Raw genomic sequence first — 18,156 nt, 5'->3', positions numbered from 1 at the left:
GCCCCGCCGCCTTTGCCGATGGTGTGGGAGGGGAGGGGGGCTTTCCGGTTACGGGTGGCCGGTACGCGGGGGTGCCAACTCGGCCGTATTGGGTCACCATGGCGTGGTCGGTGTTCGCCACGACGGTGCGACGGGGGCCGACGACGGTTCAACGGGCCGGTGGTGGAAGGGAGTTGTCCGCCGCCGGGCCACGGCGCAACGACCGACCACGTAGGCAGGCGGACCGTACCGGGAGGCGTCATGAGGCTGGGCAAACCGCTGGCTGTCGGCATCGCGGAGGAGCGGGAGACCGAGGTGACGGCGGTGCCGGAGCCGGTCGCCGGGATGTCGGCGCAGGAAACCGGGGCGCGTACGGATACGGCCGCCGGGCCCGCGCCCGCCAGGGGCGTCCGCGCGCCGGAGCGGGAGCGGACACCGGTCGGACGATGAGGCTGCGGCTTCCCGAAGAACGCCCCGAGGAGCCGCCGACCGGGTACAAACTCGCCAACCCCGTGCTGTCCCACGACGGTACCCGGGCCGGATTCGCCGGGGTCTCGATCGGCGGCGCCCTGCCGTACGGCGTCCTGGACGACGCCCGCTGCGTCTACGGGCGCCGGCACCGCAGCCCCGCGCTGCGCTGCGACTGCGGCTTCTACTGCCTGCACTCCATGGACGAGGCGCTGGCGCTGGCGTGCGCGACCGAGTACCGCAGGACGGTGCTGCTGGAGGTCAGCGTGCTCGGCGCGTACATCCGCTTCGAGCGCGGGATGCGCTACGCCCGCCAGCGGGTGCGGGTGGCCCGGGTCGGCACGTGCGTCTGCGGGCTGGCGCCCTCGGTCTTCGTGGACGCCGGGTGGGGCCGCACGGGCTGGCGGGTACTGGCCGCCGCCTGCACCGGCTGCGCCGCGGGCCGCGGCTCCCTGGACTTCGCCCACTTCGCCCGCCTGGGCGGCGCACGCCTGCGCATCGAATCCGGCGACGGCCCGGGCGGAGCGGGGGCGGGGGCGCTGGGCTTCGGGGGCGTGGCCGGTGGTGGTGTGGCCAGTGACGGTGCGGCCGGTAGTGGTGCGGCCGGTAGCGATGCGGGCTCTGACGGTGTCGGTCCGGGGGATGCCGGGCGGAGCGGCTCGGGGCCCGGTGGCACGGGCCGGGGCGGTACGGGCTACGGCGGAAACGGCCACGGCCGTACGGGCCTGGACGGAGATGGCCGAGGCGGTGCGGGCTTTGGTGGCAGCGGTCGCGGTGGAGGCGGCCAGGGCGGTATGGGTTCCGGCCGTGATGGCCAGGGCGTGAACGGCCGGGACGGTGCAGGCCTGGGTGGAGGCGGCCGGGACGGTGCGAGCTTCGGTGGCCACGGTCTCGGCGGAGATGTCCAGGGTGGTATGGGCTCCGGCCGTGATGGCCAGGGTGGAGATGGCCGGGACGGTACGGGCTTCGGCGGTGACGGTCAGAGTAAAGACGGCCAAGGCTGTGCGGGCTTCGGCGGTGACGGCCGGGGCGATGCGGGCCCGGGGGCGCGGGGCGGCGGGCGCGGTGGTGTGGAGGCGGGCGGGGTGCGGGCGGATTGTGGTGATGTGGGACGGTCGGTGCCGGAGTTGGTGGCGGAGGCTTCGCTGATGCAGGCGCGGCTGGACTGGCTGCAGGCGCAGTTGGCCCGGCTGACCGGAGAGGGCAGGCCGCCCGGGAAGCGTTGAGGGGAGTGGCCGTGGGGGCGGCTGTGGGAACGGCCGTGGGGTGGCGGGCGAATGGCTCGAAAGGGTATGGACAGGGGCACGTCAAGGGGGTGTCCGGCCCGGATAGGGTTGGGGCATGCGTGATCTGGCAGCGGGGCTGCGGTATTTGGGCGAGGGGCAGCGCTGGGTCGCCCGGCACGGACGATGGTGGGGCTTCGGGCTGATCCCCGCCCTGATCGCCCTGGTGCTGTACGTGGCGGCGCTGGTCGGCCTCGGCTTCTGGGCCGGTGACATCGCCGCGTGGGCGACGCCGTTCGCCGACGACTGGGGCTCTCCCTGGCAGGGGCTGCTGCGCGGGCTGTTCGTCGCGCTGCTCTTCGCGGGCGGGCTGCTGCTGTCCGTACTGACCTTCACCGCCATCACCCTGCTCATCGGCGACCCCTTCTACGAGTCGCTGTCGGAGAAGGTGGAGGAGACCGAGGGAGGGGCGCCGCAGGGGCCTGACCGCTCGCTGCTGCGCGAGCTGTGGATCGGGCTGAAGGACTCGGTCCATGTGCTGCTGCGGGCCGCGGGCTTCGGGCTGCTCTTCTTCGCGCTGGGCTTCATCCCCGTCATCGGGCAGACCGTGATCCCGGCGATCGGCTTCTGCGTCTCCGGCTTCTTCCTCACCGTCGAGCTGACCTCGGTGGCGATGCAGCGCCGCGACATCGACGTACGCGAGCGGCTGCGGCTGCTGCGCGCCCGTAAGGGACTCGCCATCGGTTTCGGGACGCCGATCGTACTGCTGTTCCTGATCCCGTTCGTGGCGGTGGTGCTGATGCCGGGAGCGGTGGCCGGTGCGACCCTGCTGGTACGGGAACTGACCGGTGGCGACGGGGATTCGGAGGGCCCCGGGGAGGCGGACGCTGCCGCCTCCGGCCCGTACGGCGCCCCGGGCCGGCAGCCCGCCTCCGGCTCGTACGCGCCCCAGGGGCAGCGGCCGGGCCCTTACGGAGCCGCGCCCGGCAACCCCTACGTCACCCCCGAACCGCCCGCAGCGCCGCCGTCAGCCGGCCGGTGAGGCCGGGCCCGGCGGGCAGCAGCGGTGCGCGCACCGGGCCCGCGGGCAGGCCGAGGGAGTTGAGCAGCGCCTTGGTGGTGACCGTGCCCGGTTCCTCGGCGGCCATCATCGCCTCGATGAGCGGGATCAGCCGCAGATGCCGGCGGGCGGCCGCCGCGCTGTCGCCCGCGTCGTAGGCGTCGAGCACGCCGCGGACCTCGGCGGGCGCCACACCGGCGACCGTACTGACGCAGCCCGTCGCGCCGATCGCGCGCAGCGGCAGGATCTGTTCGTCGCAGCCCGCGTAGTACGCCAGGTCGGTCGAGGCCAGCACCTTCGCCGACTTCATGAGGTCGTACGCGCAGTCCTTGACGCCCGCGATCCGCGGATGGGCGGCCAGCTCCAGCAGGGTGTCGGCGCTCAGCGCGGTGCCGGTGCGGCCGGGGATGTCGTAGAGCAGTACGGGCAGCCCGGTGGCGTCCGCGACCGTGCGCAGATGGTGCGCTATCGCTTCCTGCGAGGGGCGGGAGTAGTACGGCGTGACGACCAACAGGCCGTGGGCGCCCGCCCGTTCGGCCGCGCGGGCCAGCGCCGTGGTGTGCCGGGTGTCGCTGGTGCCGACCCCCGCGGTGATCCGCGCCCGGTCGCCGACGGCCTCGGCCACCGCCCGGATCAGCGCCTCCTTCTCGGCGTCGGAGGTGGTCGGCGACTCCCCGGTGGTCCCGCTGAGGACGAGTCCGTCGCAGCCCTCCTCGACGAGATGGGCGGCGAGCTTCTGGGCCCCGTCGGTGTCGAGTGAGCCGTCCTCGGTGAACGGCGTGACCATGGCGACGGCGACCCGGCCGAAGGGGGAGGGCACGGGGGTCACGGGGGTGTGCTGCGGTGTCATGTCCGGATTCTTGGGCATCCGGATGCCGTAGGTCTATTTAAATGTTCTGGCTAGTCAGTTAAGAATTGCTGCGAGGTGGGGTTGCGAGGGGAGACGGTCTGCTTCACCACAAGTGCTGTCGCGCCCGGATCGGGTTGTGCGGGTAGGGGTCCAGGGCGTCGAGGTTGTCGTGGGTTGGGTGGGTGTGGGCGGCGGGGCCTGTGGCGAAGGTGTGGAGGGCGTTGGTGGTGACGCGGGTGGTGAAGGCGGCGGTGCGGTGGTCGATGCCGTGGCCGCCCTGGGCAGCGAGGGACTGGACCCAGCGCATGGTGCCGGTGCTGAAGACCCCGGCGCCCGAAGGGGTCGTGTAGTAGGCGGAGTCGGCGTAGGAGCGCACGCCCTTGCAGGTCAGGGGGGAGTGGGCGAGGACCTCGATGGGGCGGGGGGTGGTGGCGTCGCCGTAGACGCGGTCGTACTCCGTGCCGACCAGGCCGGGGAAGGCCGTGCCCGCGCGGGCGCCGGTGCCCTCGAAGAGCCAGTGGCCGGGGTGGGTGACGACGTAGTCGGCGGTGGTGGGGTTGGACTCGTAGAAGGTGCCGGTCAGGGAGTTCTCGGGGTCGGCGTGGGTGGTGTTGCGGAAGTCGGCCGTAGGGGGCAGCCCGGACCGCAGGCCGGGGTCGCGCCGCCAGTCGCGCTTGTAGCAGACCAGGCGCCGCCGCTCGCCCAGCCGCGTCGGCTCGTAACGGATGCGCCGGTAGCAGGCGTTGGCGCCCAGGAAGGCGAGGTTGGTGCCCGCGTCGCGGGCGGCGGTGACATGCTCGCGCATCGCGTCGGTCCAGTACTCGTCGTGCCCCAGGGTGATCACCGCGCGGGCGCCCGTGAGCAGGGCGGGGTCGCGGTCGATGTCCTCGCCGGTGACGTAGGCGGGGCCCAGGCCCAGCCGCTCGGCGAGCGCGACCACCGGCTGTTCGTAGACCAGGAACTTGCCGTCGCCGCGGTGGGAGTAGGGCCGGTCGCAGCTGACCACCAGGGAGCGGTTGGCGGTGTCCTTCTTGCCGCGCGGCCCCCAGTACAGGCTGTGCCCGCCCCAGGTGTTGTACGCCTGCCAGGTCGCCACCGCGCTGACCAGCACCAGGCGGCCCGCGATACGGGCGGAGCGGACGGTCAGCGGTACGTAGCGCTGGGCGCCGCTGTCGGCGGTGAGCCGGATGAGGTACGCGCCTTCGGGCCAGCCGCGGGTGGGGAGTCCGGCGCCGGGCTCCCAGCGGGTGGAGACCGTACGGGTGGCGTCGTCCATCAGGGGGGCGGGCTGGCGCCGGGCCGCGATCCGCGGGGACTCCCACACCTTGTCGGCCAGCGCGCCGCCGTACCAGCCCATCCGGAAGGCCTCGGCGCGAAAGCCGCGGGCGGTGGTGCGGACATACAGGCGGCAGGGGTCGCCGGGCAGGACCGAGGCGCGGTCGGCGAAGCCCTCGATCTCGTGCTCGTGGCCGCGCCGGTGCAGCTTCCAGTCCACCGTGCCCCGGCGGTCGCCGGGCTCGGCGAGGCTGTCGGCCACGGCGAGCGGCAGCGGCGTGCCGGCCGCCGCCACCGCGCCGAGAAACGTCCGTCGGCTCAGACCCTCGACGCCCATCGGCCACTCCGTTCCTGTACGCGACCGGCCCGCGGCGGTGTGCCGTGGGCCCGGTCGGCAGTCTCGTACAGGGCGGGCCGTTCGCCGCGCGGGCGGTCGTGCCTGCTGGGAAAGATGGCCCGGTCAGCGCAGCGGACGGCGGCGCGCCGTGCGCGCACGGGCCCGGTCAGCGGATGCGGGCGCGCAGCACCTGCGGGTCGTGGTCGCTGGCCTGGTCGGCGAACTCGGCGTTGAGATGGACGATGTCGTAGTCGACCCGGCCCAGGCCGCGGCTGGTGAGCATGTGGTCCAGGACCTGGGAGTTGCCGTTGAAGACATAGCCGTAGCGCTCGGCGCGCGGCAGCCGGTCGACCTGGTCGGTGAGCACGCCGCCGCTGGTCAGCGCCTTGACGGCGGGGGAGAACTGGTAGTCGTTGAGGTCGCCCGCGACCACCACCGCGGCCTTGCGGTCGAGCGCCAGGACGTCCTTGACGAAGGCGTTGACCGCCTTGGCCTGGGCCAGCCGCTGGACCTCGGAGGTACGGGCCGGCGGCTGGAAGCGGCTGTCCAGGCCCTGGTCGCCGCCCTTGGAGTTGAAGTGGTTGGCGACCACGAACACCGGGCGGCCCTTGAAGGAGAACTGGGCGGCCAGGGGCTTGCGGCTGTTCTTCCAGGCGGGGTTGGCGGGGTCGATCCGGCCGGGCGAGGCGCTCAGCGCGGGCCGCCCGTCCTTCTCGATCACCTTCACCGGCGTCGTGGCGTCACCGCCGGGGACAGCGGTGAAGGAGACCCGGGCGGGGTTGTAGAGGAAGGCGACGCGGATGTTGCCGCCCGGCTGGCCGCCGTCCTGGCCGTCGGCGGGGCTGATCTGCTGCCACGCGTAGCGCGGGCCGCCGGCCGCCGCGATGGCGTCGGTGAGCTTGCGCAGCGTGGCATCGGCGTCGACCACGCCGTCGTCGGCGGGCCCGCTGTTGTCCTGGACCTCCTCCAGGGCCACTACGTCGGGCGAGGCCAGATTGCGCACCAGCGCCGTGGCCAGGCGGTCGAACTTGGCCTGCGGGGTCTTGGGGGAGAGGTTCTCCACGTTGTACGTGGCCACCGCCAGCTCGTCGGCCGCCTGCTTGCGGGTGCTCTCGCGCCGCAGGCCGCCGGGGGCGAGCGTGCCCAGCTCGGTGGCCTGGATCTCGTAGCCGCCGAAGTTGTCGTAGTCCAGCGGTCCGGTGGTCGCTCCGGCCAGCTTGTCGCCCACGTTCGCCACGGGGAAGGGCCGCTGGTCGAACGGGATCAGCGAGGCGACCTTGACCCGGCCGGGGTTGGGGTCGCGGTAGGAGCCGTACAGGACGCCGCCGCGGGCGGTGCGGCCGTGCTCCGGTTCGGCGCTGACCCACAGCTCGTGGTGGCTGCTGGTGGCGCCGACGACGGGGGCGTCGGCGACCGTGACCCGCATGCCCTCCAGGGACTCGTACAGGTCCAGGGCGTAGGAGCGGGGGCGCAGCTTCAGCGGCTCGATGCTCTTTGCGCCCGCGTCGGGTGCGTAACGGGCGGGAATCAGGTGGGAGTTGAGGCGTACGGGGGCCGGGAGGGGCTGTCCCTGGGCGGAGACGGTCCAGGTGGCGGCGGTGATCTGGGTGACGGACTGCAGGCCGGCCGCCTCGCCGCCCGGGTAGTACTCGCCGACCGTGCCCGAGACCAGCACCGCGTCGCCCACCGCGACCTCGGGCGTCTGCTTGCCGGTGAAGACGAAGACGGCCTCGCTGGTGGCCGGGTCGCGGTCCGGGCGCGGGTCCTGCACCCAGAAGCCGCGCGCGGGGCCGAAGGCGCGGACGGCCGTGACCGTGCCGGGGACGCCGCTGACCTGCTTGCCGGCGAACGGGGATATCCGGGTGGTGCCCTGGATGTCGTGGATGCGGACCGGGGCGGCGGCCGCGGACTGCGGTACGGCGAGCAGGCCGGCCGCGAGCGCGGCGGTGACCAGCGCGGTGATCGCGGGCGGGCGGCGCAGCGAGCGGAGCGAGGGCATGGGACCTCCGGGGCGAGGGGAACCGACGGGAGACAGAGGGGATGAAGAGGGTCGAGAACCAGCCGGTGAGGCGGGATATGAGGCCTCTACGCGCGTCAATCTCTTGTGTGGCCACGGCAGTTGTCAAGACATGTCAGGTGTACGGATGCCGGCGGGCCGGTGAACCGCCCGACATGCGCGGAATTACGTCTACGCTTGGGCGTCGCACCAGCCGTAGTCCCGTACGAGGAGCTGAACCCGAGATGTCCGCAGACCGCCCCACCCTGCCGCCGGTGAGGCTGCACTCCGACGCGGAGCTGGCGCGGGAGGCGCTGAGCGCACCGCTGTTCGCCAGGGCCGCGCAGCTCGCCCGATGGGCCGAGGGCGGGGTGGCCGTCGGCGTCGGCGGGGACCTGCTCGACGCCCCGCTGGCCGCCGCCACCGAGCACCTGGGCCTGACCGGCGAGGAGGACGGTGTCGCGTACACCGCCGAGGCCTGGCAGATGGCGGTGGACACCGGGCTGGTCGAGATCGAGGAGTCCGCACAGAGCGCCGAGCGCACCGAACAGGGCGAGGACCTGCCCGAGGGGACCGCGGCCGGCACTGCCACCCCCGGCGAGGAGCTGGCGCTGCTGACAACCGGCAGCCCGCAGGACATCCTCGACATCTGGCTCGGCGGCATGGAGACCGTGCTCGCCGACGCGGTCGCGCCCGACCTGTCCGACATCGCCGACCAGCTCGCCGAGGGCGGCGAACTGGACCTGGACGCCATCGACTGGAACCCCGAGGAGGAGGCCGAGCTGCTGGACGGCATCCTCGGCAACCTCTACCTGCTCACCGCGCTCAACGACAGCCAGGGCACCGACCAGGACGTCCCGCTGCCCGCGCTGGCCGCCTCCATGATCGTCCCCGATGACATGGATGAGCCCACCGACGACATCCTCGAAGAGGTCTCCGAGGCGATGATGCGCCTGGACGACCAGTTCCGGGTGCTGGAGCCGATCGGTCTGGTGGCCTACCAGCCGGTGGACGAGGCGCTGATCGAGGAGCTGGACGAGTCGGGCGAGACCGTGCGCCAGGCCGAGCCGCTGGAGGACGAGGACGTCACCCGCTACGGCATGGTCCGCCTCACTCCGCTGGGCATGTTCGCCGTACGCGCCCGGATGCTGGATGCGGGCGTGGACGCCCCGGCCGTCGGCGACCTCGCCGACAAGGGCGCCGATGTGCTGCTGGACGCGCTGCCCGACTACCCCGAGGCGCTCGCGCAGGCCGAGTCCGAGCAGTGGCTGGCGGCCCGTACGCCCGTGGACGCGGCCCGGGAACTGCTCGCGGCCGCCCGCGGCGACGACGAGTACGCGCCGCTGCGCCGCCTGGCCTGCCAGCAGACGCTGTCGCTGGTCGGCCCGGAGGCCGAGCCCGCGCTGCGCGAGGTGCTGGACGACAGCCACCTGGGCGGACTGGCGCGGGTCTGGCTGGCCGAGCACAACGCGGCCGATGTCCCCGCCCCCTCCCAGGACATGGTCTTCTGGCTGACCGTGGACACCATCGCCGCCCAGCTGAGCTCGGCGGACGCGCAGGACGAGGGCGCGGACGAGCTGCGCGGGCTGGTCGCGGGCCTGACCGGTCAGCACAACGGGTTCTTCGAGGCGGCCTGGCGGGTGGACCACCCGGCGACCGCCGACGTACTGGAGGCCATGGGCCGGCTGCACCCGGACAAGAAGGCCGCCAAGGAGGCCCGCAAGGCCGCCTTCAAGGCGCGCTCCCGCCAGGGCGGTTGAGGCCCCGGGCGTGAAGGGGCCGGGCGCTAGGGGGACCCACCCTGGCGCCCGGCATTCGGGAGACGTTCCGGATCCCGGCGGGCGGTGCGGACGCAGGGCGCCCGCACCACCCGCCGGGGTGGGACGGCTACGGCCGCCGGCCGCCGACGGGCAACCTCAGCACATCAGCTGTGTGGTGTGGTTGAACGTCGCGGACTGCCCGTTGAAGCCGTAGGTGCCGCGGTAGGAGAACGGGATCTGGAACTGCCCGATGATGGTCACGGTCGTCGCGCAGTTGCCTCCCGTACCCGGCCGCTTGGCCTCGATCCGCAGCGACGAGCCGATCGAACCGCCGGTGATGTCCCAGGGCGCACCGCAGATGCCCGTGGTGATCCGGCCGCCGACGACGACGTGCGGATAGGTGTTGGGGTTGTAGTTGACCTCCATGTCGAAGCTGAGCGCCCCGTTGTTGAGCCGCATCTTCGAGGTGACCTGGAGGGCCTCGGGCGAGACATCGCGCCGCGCGGCGAACGCCTCGTCACGGGTCTTGACCTCGGAGCCCTGGGCGTTGATGAACTTGTGCTCGCGCCCCTGCCCCTTCTTCTTCTGCGCTGCGCTGGTCATGGCTCTCTCCCGGTTCCGCCGGCTCAGGCCAGCTGTTCGGCGATCTCGACGCGCAGCAGCGCCCGGACGTTCTCGATCTGGTTGAGCACGGTCACCGTCGTCGAACCGGCGAACAGCAGCCCCACCGCGACGTTGTCGTACGACATCACCAGCGAGCCGGAGTCCCCGCCCGCGGAGATGTTCGTCGTCAGGATCTGGTCCTTGAAGCGGGCGACGCCCGCCGTGCCGTAGTTGACGTCGATCGTGGCGTTCACGGCGGTGATCCGGCCCAGGCTCAGGTTGGTGGTCCGGCCCGTCTTCTTGACCAGCTGGCCCACCGCGATGCCGGACTTACGGCGCCAGGCGCGCGGCGGACCGCTGAAGTACTGGTCCCGCGTCGCGTCCTGGAAGGACACCTCCGCCAGCGCCGCGTCCACCACGTTGTTGTGCTGCGTCAGCGGGATCTGCGGCGCGAACTGGATGGGGATGAAGCGGGACAGCTTGCCGATCAGGTCGTTGGGCAGGGTGCCCCCGTCGGCCGGGCCCGGCTGCACCACAGCGGTCCCCACCGCCGCGCGGTTGGAGTTGGCGAGCACGTGGTTGTTGCTCAGGATGTAGAACTTCGAGGGCACGCCGATGCCCGGCCCCGGCGGGTTGTTGCTCGCGCCGGGCAGGAAGTCGTACACCACGCTGCCCAGCGTGCCGGCCGTGATCTGCACGCTGCCGACCGAGAAGCCGGACGGGCAGGGGCGCAGCCTGCGGTTGAGCAACTGCGGCTCCATCGCGGCCAGTTGGGCCAGCTCTTCGAAGGGCTGCTGCCGCGTCCCGGTCAGCAGGCCGCCGTCGGCGCCGAACTGGGACTGCTGCTCCTCCAGGCGGCCGCCCGCCCCCTGGGGCAGCGCGGTCACGTTGCCCACCGCCATGACGTCGGTGGGAGTGCCGTCGTCCATCTCGTGCGGGATGACGTCCCGCTCCGGCAGCATCGACTCCGGGAGCTTCTGCGTCACGAAGACGACAACGGCTTCCTCGCCCGTGGGCTCACCGTTGGTCCACTTCACGCCGTGACCGAAGCCGACGACGTTGGCGAGCGGGCGCTGCGGGTCCATGAAGTCCGAAAGCGCCTGCTGGCGGGAGGTGTCGCTGACCTGACCGCCGGTTGGTCCTCGCATCATCTCGGGCTGGTTCACACCAGACCACCTCTTCCCCGATGGGCGTCCCGCGCGGCTCTCAGCCGTACGCACACCGGCGTGCGTCACGTACGGCTGCGGGGCGGGACCACGTTCGCTTGACGAGTCCGGCCCGCTGCAGCGGCCGACTCTGAATGGAGGGGACGGGAACCCAGCACGGGCATCGCCGTGCAGCCGCGGGCCCCGCGTTCTCCTTACGGGTGATGCAGGTAGGGACTGTCTATTGCCGCATGGGGCGACGGTCAAGGCGGTACGTCAGAAATCTTGCGCTTGCTGCGTAGATGCCGCTGATGACCTTGTTTGCCATGGTTCTTTGGCCACCTCGGGCCGTTGTGTCGCCTCGCTGATCCCACCCTGGAAGTCGCGCCCCGTTCAACTGGAGTTCGGCGGGGCGCGGGAGCGTGTGCGGCGCAGGCACAGGGGAGCACAACCGGCCGTTCAGGAGACGACAATGCCGAGCACGCCGCTCACACGCAGAGACTTCGCCAAGCGATCCGCCTACACGGGTGCCGGGGTCGCGCTCGTCGGCAGCGTCGGGGTGCTGGCCACCGCGCCGGGCGCGGTGGGCGACGACCTCGCGGACGGCGCCGCGGACGGGGCGGACGCGGGCGCCTTCGCGCACGGCCGGGAGCCCGGCTACGGACCGCTGCTGCCCGACCCGGCCGGCATCCTGGCGCTGCCCGCCGGCTTCACGTACCGCATCCTCACCAGGACCGGTGTGACCAAGCTGGTCAGCGGGGAGTTCACGCCCTCCCACCACGACGGCACCGCCACCTTCGAGGGCCCGCGCGGCACCACGCTGCTGGTCAACAACCACGAACTCAAGGGCCCGCGCGCCAAGTGGCCGCACCCGGTGCCGCTGGCCGAGGGCCTGGTCTACGACCCCGCGGCGTCCGGCGGCTGCACGGTCGTGGAGGTCTCGCACGACGGCTCGAAGGTGACCGAGTGGGTCGGCATCGCGGGCACCTCCACCAACTGCGCGGGCGGGCGCACTCCTTGGGGCACCTGGCTGACCTGCGAGGAGAACGCCGACCTGGCCGGCCAGAACGGCATGACCAAGGACCACGGCTACGTCTTCGAGGTCGACCCCTACGACCGGCGGGCGGGCCGCGACCCCAAGCCCCTCAAGGCGCTGGGCCGCTACGAGCACGAGGCGGTCGTCGTCGACACCCGGCGCGGCCACCTCTACCTGACCGAGGACGCCTCCGGGCCCAACGGCCTGCTCTACCGCTGGAGCCCGCCGCACGGCTTCAAGCACGGCCGCGGCCGGCTGCGGACGCTGGCCGCGGACGCGGGGGTGCTCAGCGCGGCCCGCTGCTACGACTCCGGCGGCCGGTTCGTGGACGACCTCTCGCGCGCCACGAAGACCGGCACGGTCTACGGCGTCGACTGGGCCGAGGTGCCCGACCGCGACGCGCGCACCGTGCCGGTGCGCCGGCAGTTCCGCGACGGGGAGATCACCCGGGCCCGCAAGCTGGAGGGCATGTGGTGGGCGGACGGCGGCGCGTACATCGTGGCCTCCTACGCCCGCCAGGAGAGCCCGGTGCGGCACGACGGACAGGTGTGGTTCTACGACCCGCGGCGCCGGACGCTGACCCTGAAGGTGCTGCTGGGCGTCAACCCCGACCCCGGCGAGGACGGCGCCTTCGACGGCCCGGACAACATCACCGTCTCCCCGTACGGCGGACTGATCATCGCCGAGGACGGGGAGGGCGTCCAGCATCTGTTCGGGGCCACGGAGGACGGCCGCACCTACCCGATCGCGCGCAACGACCTGAACATCGGGACGGCGGACGAGCCCGAGTACAGCGAGTTCACCGGGCCGGTCTTCTCCCCGGACGGGCGCACCCTGTTCGCCAACATCCAGGAGCCGGGGATCATGCTCGCCATCACCGGGCCGTGGCGCCGTCAGCGGCGGCTGCCGCGGCAGCGGTGACGGCCGCGGGGGCCCTGCGGAAACACCCGTGGGCCGCCTTGAGGAATCCGGAGCGGGCCCGCGGGCGTTGACGCCCGTGTGACACATGTGAGCCCGACGACGCCACGGACGACGCGATTCTCCGTCCTGGACCGCTCCCGTACCCGCCAGGGCCGCCCGGACGGGGAGGCGCTGCGCGACACCGTGGACTTCGCGCGGCGCGCCGAGGAACTGGGCTACCACCGCTTCTGGGTCTCCGAGCACCACAGCGTCCCCGGGGTGGCCGGGTCGGCGCCGACGGTCCTGGCCTCGGCCGTGGCCGCGGCCACCTCCCGGATCAGGGTGGGCACGGGCGGGGTGATGCTGCCCAACCACCGGCCGCTGGTGGTGGCCGAGCAGTTCGGGGTGCTGGCCTCGCTCTTCCCCGGCCGTATCGACATGGGCCTGGGGCGTTCGGTCGGCTTCACCGACGGCATCCGGCGGGCGCTGGGCACGGACAAGGACGCCACCGAGGACTTCGCGGACCAACTGGCCGAACTCCTCGGCTACTTCACCGGCGACCAGCGGGCCCACCCGCAGGTGCACGCCCGGCCCGCCGAGGGCCTGAGCGTCCCCGGCTTCGTGCTGGCCACCGGCGCGGGCGCCCAGATCGCGGCCGCGGCCGGGCAGGCCCTGGTCATCGGGGACCTGCGCGGCCGCGACGCGATGCTCGCCGCGATCGACCGCTACCGGGCGGGCTTTCGCCCCTCGGCCACCTGGCAGCGGCCGTATGTCGTCGTCTCCGGGACGGTGGCCGTCGCCGACACCGCCGAGGACGCCCGCCGCATCCTCGTGCCCGAGGCCGCCGCGCTGGCGCACTCCCGTACCCATGGCGTCTTCCCGCCCCTGGAGCCCGCGGAGTCGGTGCTGGCCCGGGTGCCCCATATGCCCGCCAAGGAGCGGGAGTTCTACGAGTCCGCGCTGCTCGGCCATATCCACGGTACGCAGGACGAGGTGGCCGCCGCCCTGGACGAACTGCTGCGCCGCAGTGGCGCCGACGAGGTGCTGGTCACGACGAGCACCTACGACCGGGAGGCGCTGCTGGATTCGTACGGGCGCCTGGCGCGGGTGGCGGGGCTGGTGGGGGCGGTCGCGGCCTGACGCCCCCCACCGGCCCCGCCGGCGCTCGGCTCTGGGCGAACCGGCCTGGGAGTGTGGTGTGTTCGGTGCTTGAGTGACGGCATGGAGATTCTGGTACTGGGCGGTACGGCGTGGGTGGGCCGCGAACTGTCGCGGCAGGCGATCGGGCGCGGGCACCGGGTGACGTGCCTGGCGCGCGGCGAGAGCGGCCAAGTGGCCGAAGGGGCCGAGCTGGTGGCGGCCGACCGGCGCGATCCGGCCGCCTACGACGGGCTGCGCGGGCGCGCCTGGGACGCGGTCTTCGAGGTGTCCTGGCAGCCCGCCTTCGTGCGCGGGGCGCTGGCCGCGCTGGGCGAGGCGGCCGGGCACTGGACGTATGTCTCCTCGGGCAGCGTGTACGCCTCCCACGCCGAGCCGGACGGGGACGAGTCCGCGCCCCTGCTCGCCCCGACCGACCGCGCGCAGGTCACCCGCGAGCAGTACGGCGAGGCGAAGTCCGCCTGCGAGCAGGCCTCGCAGGCCGCCGTGGGCGAGCGGCTGCTCGTCGCGCGCGCGGGGCTCATCGGCGGCCCCGGTGACCACACCGGCCGCTCCGGCTACTGGGTGGCCCGCGCCGCCCGCGACCCGTACGGGCCGCTGCTCGTACCCGATACCCCGGCGCTGCCCACCCAGGTGATCGACGTACGGGACCTGGCCGCCTGGCTCCTGGACGCGGCACAGGCGGGCACGACCGGCACCTTCGACGCGGTCGGCCCGGTCCTGCCCTTCGAGGAGTGGATCGCCCTGTCCCGCGCCGTCGGCGGACACACCGGCCCGGTCGTCCGCGCCGACTCCGCCCGCCTGCTCGCGCTGGGCGTGGCCGAATACATGGGCCCCCAGTCCCTCCCGATGTGGCTGGTCGAACCGGGCTGGCAGGGCTTCTCCGCCCGCACCGGCACCGCCGCCCGCGCCGCGGGCCTCCACCACCGCCCCCGCGCCGACCTCCTCACCGACACCCTCCACTGGGAACGCACCCAGAACCTGACCCGCCCCCGCCACGCCGGCCTCACCCCGGAACGGGAACGAGAACTCCTGGAGGAGCTGAGCTGAGGGCGTGGGCGCCTGCCCCAGCCCCCGGCGCTCCTTCGGAAGGCCGGTCAGGGACCTGCGGGCCGGCGGGACGGCTGGTCGCGCCCACGCGGCGGAGCCGCGTACCGGCGCGGGCCCGCGCCCCTTACGGGGCGCTGTCATGCCCCGGTCCGTGCGGGCCGGGGCATGAGCGGCGTCAGTGGTGGACCGGGCTCGTCGGCTTGGAGGCCGGGACGAGGAGGGCGACCAGGGCGGCGGCTGTGGCGGCTATGGCGGCGGAGATCCAGCCGGTGGTGAGGAAGGCGTCGTGGAAGGCGGTGCGGGCGGCTTCGGTGAGGGCGGTGCCGGTGGGGCCGCCGAGGTCGTGGGCGGCGCGGACGGCCTCGCCGAGGGAGTCCTCGGCCTTGGCTGACGTGGCGGTGGGGAGGTTGTCGGGGAGGGAGAGGCCGTTGCGGTAGAGGGTGGTGGCGAGGCTGCCGAGTACGGCTATGCCCAGGACGTTGCCGAGTTCGAAGCCGGTTTCCTCGATGGCCGCCGCGCCGCCCGCGCGGGCGGCGGGTGCGGCGCCCATCAGCAGCGTCGAGCCGGCCGTGAAGGCGGCGCTGGAGCCGGCGCCGATCAGGAGCAGGGCGAGCGCCAGCGGGGCGTCGGCGGCCAGGAGGGCGGTCCCGGCCGCGAGGGCGGCGAAGCCGCAGATGACCAGGGTGCGGGCGGCGAAGCGGGTCAGCAGCGGGGCGGTCAGCAGCGACATCACGAACATGGCGAGCATCGCGGGGAGCATGCGCAGACCGGCCGCGGTCGGCTCGTAGCCGCGTACCAGCTGGAGCCACTGGGTGAGCAGGAAGAGCACCGCGCTCATGCCGAGCATGGCCAGCAGGACGGTCGCCGCACCCAGCGAGAAGGAGCGGGAGGAGAACAGGCGCAGGTCCACCATCGGGTCGGGGGAGCGGAGCTGGCGGCGGGCGAAGAGGACCAGGAGGAGGACGCCGAGGAGGAGGGCGCCGCCCGAGGTGAGGTGGAGGGGGCCGTCCTTGGCGAGGGACTTGATGCCCTGGACCAGGCCGGCCATGCCGGCGAAGGAGAGCAGCACGCTCCACCAGTCCCAGCGGGTGGTGGCGGGGGTGGCCGACTCGGGCAGCAGCAGGGCCGCGGCGACCAGGGCGATCAGGACGATCGGGAGGTTGACGAGGAAGACCGCGTGCCAGGTGAGGTGCTGGACGAGGTAGCCGCCCACCAGGGGACCCGCCGCGGCGCCGACGGCGGCGACGGAGGCCCAGATGGTCAGGGCGACGGTGCGCTCGCGCGGGTCGTGGAAGAGGTTGCGCAGGATCGACAGCGTCGCAGGCATGATCATCGCGCCGCCGAGGCCGAGGAGGGCGCGGGCGCCGATCAGGGACAGCGGGGTGGGGGAGAGGGCGGCGAGCGCGGAGGCCAGGCCGAAGACCGCGAGCCCCGCCATCAGCAGCCGGCGCCGCCCCGTACGGTCGCCGAGCGCGCCCATGGTGACCAGCAGGCCGGAGATCACCAGCGCGTAGGCGTTGACGATCCACAGCTGCTCGATGGACGAGGGCTGCATGTCGTCGATGAGCGCGGGCAGCGCGACGTTGAGGATCGTGGTGTCCAGGCCGACCAGCAGCAGGCTCAGGGACAGCACGGCCAGGCCCCACCAGCGGCGCGGGTGGGACGGCGGCGGGGCCGCGAGGGGGGCGGCCGCGGTGGTGGGGGATGCGGTCGTCATGGGGTGGTTCCTCCTGGGCGCCCGGACGGTGGGGCCGTACGGCAGCCGGGCGATGGGGGACGGATGTCCGATTTGCCTGTTCGCCATTGTGGCACAAATCTGTGGACGCGTGTCCATAAATTTTGCCGTGCGGCTGCGCGGAGCGAGAGGATCGGGGGCGTCGGGAAGATCGTGGACGTGCCGTACGCCGGTCCGGCACACGGGCCGAGACCGAGAGGAGAGCCCATGCCGGGCACCGGGCGCCGAGGGCCGAACGACCCCCACCGGCGCGAGCGCATCATGGCCGCGGCCGTGGAGGTCGTCGCCGAGCGCGGCATCGAGGGGCTGACCCACCGGTCGGTCGCCGCGCAGGCGGGCGTGCCGCTGGGCTCGACCAGCTACTACTTCGCCACCCGCGAGGACCTGATCCAGGCCGCCCTGGAGGACGCCGCGGGGCGCTTCGCGGCCGAGATGCGCGCGTGGGGCGAGGGGGTCGCGGCGGACGGCGGCGGTACGGAGCGCTTCGCGGCCGAGCTCGCCCAGTTCATCCTCGACGGCTACGGCAAGGATGCCGAACGGGTCCGGGTCGAGTACGAGATCGGGCTCGCCTCACTGCGCCGCCCCGCGCTGCGCGAGTCGGCCACCGGCTACTACGAGGTGTCCATGGAGGTCTTCGGCCGCTTCACCGACCCCGTACGCGCCGCGGCGCTGGCCGCGGCGGTGGACGGCCTGAGCCTGCGCGGCCTGACCACGGCGCGGCCGCCGGAGCGCGGCGAGGTCGAGGCGGTCATCGCCGCGATCCTGGGCGGGACGTAGGCGCTTTTCCGCAAGCCCGGTCGGGGACCTGCGGGCCGGGCGGGAGGGCTGGTCGCGCCCACCCGGCGGAGCCGCAGGCCGCCGCGCTCCCGCGCCCCTTGTGGGGCGCGGGAGTTGGTGCGGGCCCCAGCAGGACCCGCGCGCTGCGCTACAGCGCCGCGCCGCCCGGCTTGACCATGCCGCGGACGGTGCGGGAGTCGACGAACTCGCCGAGGGCGGTCATCTCCCACTCGCCGGAGAACTGCTTGATCATTTTGGCCATCATGACGCCCGTGCGCTTCTCCGAGCCCGTCAGGTCGAAGCGGACCAGCTCCTCGCCGGTCTGCGCGTCCAGCAGGCGGCAGTAGGCCTTGGCGACATCGCTGAACTTCTGGCCCGAGAAGGAGTTCACGGTGAAGACCAGGCCGGTGACGTTCGGCGGCAGGCCGCCGAGGTGGACGGTGATGGCCTCGTCGTCGCCCGCGCCCTCGCCGGTGAGGTTGTCGCCGGAGTGCTGGATCGCGCCGTTGAGGATCGACAGCTTGCCGAAGAAGCAGTTGTCGATCTTCTTGCGGTCGGGCCCGTAGGCGATCACCGAGGCGTCCAGGTCGATGTCCTTGCCGCGGAAGGCGGGCTCCCAGCCCAGGCCCATGCGCACGGAGCTGAGCAGCGGCTGCCCGCCCTTGACCAGCGAGACGGTCTGGTTCTTCTGGAGGCTGACCCGGCCCTTGTCGAGGTTGATCTTCCCGGCGCCGGGGGCGGGCGGGGCGGGCGCGGCGGCCTGCTGCGGGGCGGCCGGCGCGGGGGCCGCGGGCGGCGGCGCGA

Annotated in this window: 14 protein-coding genes and 1 pseudogene; 8 read left to right on the top strand and 7 right to left on the bottom strand. The window is 73.4% G+C overall.

Annotation, left to right across the window (positions count from 1 at the left end; genetic code table 11):
- Positions 1-240 precede the first annotated feature (240 nt).
- From AC4IJH_RS40885 to AC4IJH_RS40875, 3 genes and pseudogenes are all read left to right on the top strand, one after another.
- Entirely contained in the window at positions 241-429 is a 189-nt protein-coding gene (locus AC4IJH_RS40885; protein WP_490857101.1) for a hypothetical protein, read from the top strand.
- Positions 426-977, top strand: a pseudogene (locus AC4IJH_RS40880) (hypothetical protein); the annotation flags it as partial. The gene AC4IJH_RS40885 and the pseudogene AC4IJH_RS40880, both read left to right, overlap by 4 nt.
- Before the next feature lie 811 nt (positions 978-1,788).
- A complete protein-coding gene (locus tag AC4IJH_RS40875; protein WP_490857100.1) occupies positions 1,789-2,712 on the top strand; it encodes an EI24 domain-containing protein in 924 nt (307 codons plus the stop codon).
- On the opposite strand, the gene dapA is transcribed toward AC4IJH_RS40875, so the two are convergent.
- From dapA to AC4IJH_RS40860, 3 genes are all read right to left on the bottom strand, one after another.
- Positions 2,669-3,580, bottom strand: a complete 912-nt coding sequence (dapA, locus tag AC4IJH_RS40870) for a 4-hydroxy-tetrahydrodipicolinate synthase (RefSeq protein ID WP_490857099.1) — start codon at positions 3,578-3,580, stop codon at positions 2,669-2,671. The two genes, AC4IJH_RS40875 and dapA, sit on opposite strands and share 44 nt — an antisense overlap.
- 103 nt (positions 3,581-3,683) lie before the next feature.
- Positions 3,684-5,192 carry a N,N-dimethylformamidase beta subunit family domain-containing protein gene (locus tag AC4IJH_RS40865; RefSeq protein ID WP_490857098.1) on the bottom strand — a complete coding sequence of 503 codons (1,509 nt, stop codon included), beginning with the start codon at positions 5,190-5,192 and terminating at the stop codon, positions 3,684-3,686.
- Between the two features lie 166 nt (positions 5,193-5,358).
- Positions 5,359-7,191: a DUF8508 domain-containing protein gene (locus tag AC4IJH_RS40860; protein WP_490857097.1), complete on the bottom strand. Its 1,833-nt coding sequence runs from the start codon at positions 7,189-7,191 to the stop codon at positions 5,359-5,361.
- 242 nt (positions 7,192-7,433) lie between these two features.
- On the opposite strand from AC4IJH_RS40860, the gene AC4IJH_RS40855 reads away from it, so the two are divergent.
- Positions 7,434-8,948 carry a hypothetical protein gene (locus tag AC4IJH_RS40855; protein ID WP_490857096.1) on the top strand — a complete coding sequence of 505 codons (1,515 nt, stop codon included), beginning with the start codon at positions 7,434-7,436 and terminating at the stop codon, positions 8,946-8,948.
- 156 nt (positions 8,949-9,104) lie between these two features.
- Here AC4IJH_RS40855 and AC4IJH_RS40850 read toward each other — a convergent pair whose 3' ends face one another.
- Both AC4IJH_RS40850 and AC4IJH_RS40845 read right to left on the bottom strand, forming a co-directional pair.
- Positions 9,105-9,551, bottom strand: coding sequence for a hypothetical protein (locus tag AC4IJH_RS40850; RefSeq protein WP_490857095.1), 447 nt, complete (start codon positions 9,549-9,551; stop codon positions 9,105-9,107).
- Positions 9,552-9,574: 23 nt separating this feature from the next.
- The gene (locus AC4IJH_RS40845) at positions 9,575-10,717 is read right to left on the bottom strand and encodes a chymotrypsin family serine protease (protein ID WP_490857094.1); all 1,143 of its coding nucleotides are present in this window, start codon (positions 10,715-10,717) and stop codon (positions 9,575-9,577) included.
- A 451-nt stretch (positions 10,718-11,168) separates the two neighbouring features.
- Here AC4IJH_RS40845 and AC4IJH_RS40840 point away from each other — a divergent pair, with 451 nt between their 5' ends.
- From AC4IJH_RS40840 to AC4IJH_RS40830, 3 genes are all read left to right on the top strand, one after another.
- Complete coding sequence (locus tag AC4IJH_RS40840; RefSeq protein ID WP_490857093.1) at positions 11,169-12,653, top strand: alkaline phosphatase PhoX; 1,485 nt, start codon at positions 11,169-11,171, stop codon at positions 12,651-12,653.
- A 78-nt stretch (positions 12,654-12,731) separates the two neighbouring features.
- Positions 12,732-13,772, top strand: coding sequence for an LLM class flavin-dependent oxidoreductase (locus AC4IJH_RS40835; protein WP_490857092.1), 1,041 nt, complete (start codon positions 12,732-12,734; stop codon positions 13,770-13,772).
- Positions 13,773-13,853: 81 nt separating this feature from the next.
- Complete coding sequence (locus tag AC4IJH_RS40830) at positions 13,854-14,840, top strand: NAD-dependent epimerase/dehydratase family protein (RefSeq protein WP_490857091.1); 987 nt, start codon at positions 13,854-13,856, stop codon at positions 14,838-14,840.
- Positions 14,841-15,015: 175 nt separating this feature from the next.
- On the opposite strand, the gene AC4IJH_RS40825 is transcribed toward AC4IJH_RS40830, so the two are convergent.
- Positions 15,016-16,557, bottom strand: coding sequence for an MFS transporter (locus AC4IJH_RS40825; RefSeq protein WP_490857090.1), 1,542 nt, complete (start codon positions 16,555-16,557; stop codon positions 15,016-15,018).
- A 225-nt stretch (positions 16,558-16,782) separates the two neighbouring features.
- Between AC4IJH_RS40825 and AC4IJH_RS40820 the strand changes: the two genes are divergently transcribed.
- Positions 16,783-17,352, top strand: a complete 570-nt coding sequence (locus AC4IJH_RS40820; protein WP_490857089.1) for a TetR/AcrR family transcriptional regulator — start codon at positions 16,783-16,785, stop codon at positions 17,350-17,352.
- 148 nt (positions 17,353-17,500) lie between these two features.
- Here the strand turns inward: AC4IJH_RS40820 and AC4IJH_RS40815 are convergent.
- Positions 17,501-18,156, bottom strand: a 656-nt coding sequence (locus AC4IJH_RS40815; RefSeq protein WP_490857088.1) for a TerD family protein, incomplete at its 5' end; no start/stop codon positions are given.

The sequence above is a fragment of the Streptomyces sp. UF-297 genome (assembly GCF_058245575.1).
This window is presented reverse-complemented; position numbering and strand designations above follow the sequence as displayed.

Coding starts and splice junctions, on each gene's coding strand:
- AC4IJH_RS40885 (WP_490857101.1), top strand. CDS start 241: ATGAGGCTGGGCAAACCGCTGGCTGTCGGCATCGCGGAGGAGCGGGAG.
- AC4IJH_RS40875 (WP_490857100.1), top strand. CDS start 1,789: ATGCGTGATCTGGCAGCGGGGCTGCGGTATTTGGGCGAGGGGCAGCGC.
- dapA (WP_490857099.1), bottom strand. CDS start 3,580: ATGACACCGCAGCACACCCCCGTGACCCCCGTGCCCTCCCCCTTCGGC.
- AC4IJH_RS40865 (WP_490857098.1), bottom strand. CDS start 5,192: ATGGGCGTCGAGGGTCTGAGCCGACGGACGTTTCTCGGCGCGGTGGCG.
- AC4IJH_RS40860 (WP_490857097.1), bottom strand. CDS start 7,191: ATGCCCTCGCTCCGCTCGCTGCGCCGCCCGCCCGCGATCACCGCGCTG.
- AC4IJH_RS40855 (WP_490857096.1), top strand. CDS start 7,434: ATGTCCGCAGACCGCCCCACCCTGCCGCCGGTGAGGCTGCACTCCGAC.
- AC4IJH_RS40850 (WP_490857095.1), bottom strand. CDS start 9,551: ATGACCAGCGCAGCGCAGAAGAAGAAGGGGCAGGGGCGCGAGCACAAG.
- AC4IJH_RS40840 (WP_490857093.1), top strand. CDS start 11,169: ATGCCGAGCACGCCGCTCACACGCAGAGACTTCGCCAAGCGATCCGCC.
- AC4IJH_RS40830 (WP_490857091.1), top strand. CDS start 13,854: ATGGAGATTCTGGTACTGGGCGGTACGGCGTGGGTGGGCCGCGAACTG.
- AC4IJH_RS40825 (WP_490857090.1), bottom strand. CDS start 16,557: ATGACGACCGCATCCCCCACCACCGCGGCCGCCCCCCTCGCGGCCCCG.
- AC4IJH_RS40820 (WP_490857089.1), top strand. CDS start 16,783: ATGCCGGGCACCGGGCGCCGAGGGCCGAACGACCCCCACCGGCGCGAG.